At 65.7% G+C, this 2,863-nt stretch carries 3 protein-coding genes; all 3 read right to left on the minus strand.

The window, feature by feature from the left end; all coding sequences use genetic code 11:
• A partial coding sequence (locus WBB85_RS21525) for a Na/Pi cotransporter family protein (protein WP_432640620.1) occupies positions 1-1,500 on the minus strand: 1,500 nt, incomplete at its 3' end.
• Positions 1,501-1,659: 159 nt separating this feature from the next.
• Complete coding sequence (locus WBB85_RS21530) at positions 1,660-2,355, minus strand: CbiX/SirB N-terminal domain-containing protein (protein WP_432640621.1); 696 nt, start codon at positions 2,353-2,355, stop codon at positions 1,660-1,662.
• The coding region (locus WBB85_RS21535) for a TOBE domain-containing protein (protein WP_432640622.1) at positions 2,352-2,863 on the minus strand (512 nt) is incomplete at its 5' end. The genes WBB85_RS21535 and WBB85_RS21530, both read right to left, overlap by 4 nt.

Genomic DNA, 2,863 nt, shown 5'->3' on the forward strand with positions numbered 1-2,863 from the left:
GTCCAGATGCGAGCGTTGCAGGTTCTGCTCCATATCCCGCACGCGGTCCTTTTCCTCGACAAGCGCCCTTGCCGCATCGGGGTTCATCGTCATCAGCACATTCAGCCCTGATTGCGCGTTCGACAGGACCCGGTCGTGGAAATCGCGGATTTCTTTCCAGCCGGTTTCGGAAAAGGCGCTGCCGCTTTGATCGCGGCGGCGGGCAAGGGCCAGCATCACATCGGCGATGGTATTGCCCGCGCTTTCAAGGTTCACCGCCATATCGGCCAGCTCAAGGCTCTTCTGTGTCGCCTCTTCGCCCTCGGACATGCGATGCAGCTTGGCGAGGTAGAGCTTGACCGCGATATGCGTCTTGTCGAGTTCGGTTTCCTTGGCGCGGATCGCATCGGCGGCTGTGTCGTCCCAGTCGTCATAGAGACCGATGACCGAGCGCAGCATCGCCTCAACCCCTTCGCCCATTTGCAGGATTTCGCGCGTGGCGCAGGCCAGCGCGCGGTCGGGCTGTGACAGGGCGGCAGGGTCAAGCGCGCTGATCCGGGTAAGGTTGGCGGCCTCGGCCGGGGGGGTGATCCAGCGCGAGACCAGCGCCAGGACCGGGCCGGTCAGCGGCAGGGCGACAAGCAGCAGGATCAGGTTGAAGGCAAGGTGAAGGTTGATCACCTGCCGCGCCGGGGTCGCGCCGAGATAATCGAGCGGCGGCGCAAAGGCCGAAAGCGCGAAAAGTGCGATTGCCGCCCCGCCGCCCCTCAGCGCCAGATTGGCAACGATCACCCGGCGCGCCGAGATCTCGGCCCCGAGGGTCAACACATAGGCTATGATCGCACCGCCGAGATTTGCCCCCAGCACCATGGCCACACCCGCCGTCACCGGTAGCACGCCTTGCGCGGCGAGCGTCACAAAGAGAAGGACAGCCGCGACCGAGGAATGCACCGCCCAGGCAAAGAGCGCGCCGATAACGAAGGCGGTGACCGGATCGCCGCCAAGATAGGTCATCGCGGCGACCAGCCCCTTGCTGTCGCGCAGGGGTTCGGTCGCATCACGGATCATGGTGAGCGAGACGAAGATCAGCGCCAGCCCGATCAGCACCCGCCCGGCCATCCGGTAGTCGCGGCTTTGCGATTTGAGAAACATCGCCACGCCCGCGACCAGCAGGACCGGCACGAACCAGTCGGCACGGGTCAGGAGGATCTGCGCAACGATGGCGGATCCCAGATCAGCGCCGAGCAGAATGGCGAGCCCCGCTGCTGCGGCCAGCGTGCCTGCGGCCACGAAATTCGATGTCAGGATCGCCACCGCTGTCGAGCTTTGCAGCACGATCGCCGCCCCGGTGCCCGAAAGGGCCGCGATGGCCCGCTGGTCCGCCCCCTTTCTGAGAAGTCGGCGCAAGGGCACCGACCAGCCGCGTTCCACCCCTGTTCGCACCAGCCGCACGGCCCAGATCAGGAGGGCGGCCGCACCTGCGACATGCAGAAGGAAGAGGATGGGGGAGGTTTCTGACAAGATGTTTTCCTTGTTCGTATATGCGGCGCGAATTTTACGCAGTTGTCATGAAACTGTTACAATTGTCCAGCGGGCAGGCTGCAAGTCGGCAAGAGACTACCTGAGTCTTGTAAAGAAACCGATGTGGGTAGCGCGTACTTTTGCCAGTTTGATAGGCGATCAGGCGCGTTGGATCGCAGCGGCGATCAGGGCGGGCACATCGGGATGGGTGCCGATCGGGCCAAGCAGATGGCCAGTGAACCCCACCGTGTCCAGCGCGTCTGGGATGTCGTCGATCACATGGCCCCAGCGTGCAACGAAAAGCGGCAGGCAGAGCGCCTTGCCCCCGGCATCCCGGGCGGCATCGGTCAGGCTTGGCTCTTCCTCGATAAAACCGGTGCGGATCGCGGCGAATTGGGTTTCGTTGGCGATGGTGCGTTCGATGGCGCGCGCGGCCTCGGCCGGGTAGGGGCTGCGGCCCGAACCATGCGCGGCAAGGATCAGTGTGGTGTCGGCTTCCGCCCAGCCATGTGCGCCGGTCGCATCGCGGGCGGCGCGGATGGCGAGGGCATGCGTGTCGGGCAGAAGGCCAAAGGGCGTCAGTACCCGTAACCCTTCATGCCCGGCCTCTGACAGTCGTTTCGGCAACATCGTCCGGATGAACCAGCCATCCGCCATGAAGAACGGGAATATGGCAGGGTTTTCAGGGGTATCAAGCGCGGTCTTCAATGCATCCGGCGCGGCGAGCGTTGCCGCGCGGATCTGCCAGCCGGGCATTTGTTCGGCGACGGCGCGCGCCATTGCCGCCATGTCGGCTTCTGCAGGCGCAGGGTCCGAGGGTTGGCCATGGGCCACAATGAGGGCGGAGCGGGTCATGGCGCTGACCCTACCCAGCTTGACGGCGAAGGCAATGCATCCCGCGCCAGTGCCACCGATTTCAGGATCGCATGGCAGCCTGTGCCGGGCGCAAGGTTGAGCGCCTTGACCGACCGCATTGTGATCCGCGCGGCCAGCACCACGCCGCCGCAATCGAGGCCGATATCGGCCGATGCGGCACCGGCCGGAGCCACCGAGGTGACCGTGGCGGGCAGGATGTTCAAAGCCGATAGCCCCTCGGGCCGGTTGCGCGCCAGCATCACGTCGCGGGCGCGGATAATCAGACGCACCTCGGCCCCGTCCGGCCCCACCCGGCCCGGCGTCAGGATCGTGCCGCCGGGGAAGTGCAGCGTGCAAAGCCCGTCATCGCCCATTCCCATGATGCGCGCGGTGATCAGGCTGCCCGGCTCTTCGCCCGGCAGGTCCGTTGCGGCGGCGAGGCCGGGCAGGATCGTTTCGGCCGGGCCAAGCCCGGTCACGCGGCCATTCGCGAGGGTCAGGACCTGGG

This window comes from Albidovulum sp., assembly GCF_049646345.1.
GTDB lineage: Bacteria > Pseudomonadota > Alphaproteobacteria > Rhodobacterales > Rhodobacteraceae > Albidovulum.

Excerpts from the sequence above, each read along its gene's own strand:
- WBB85_RS21530 (WP_432640621.1), bottom strand. The coding sequence starts at position 2,355 with ATGACCCGCTCCGCCCTCATTGTGGCCCATGGCCAACCCTCGGACCCT.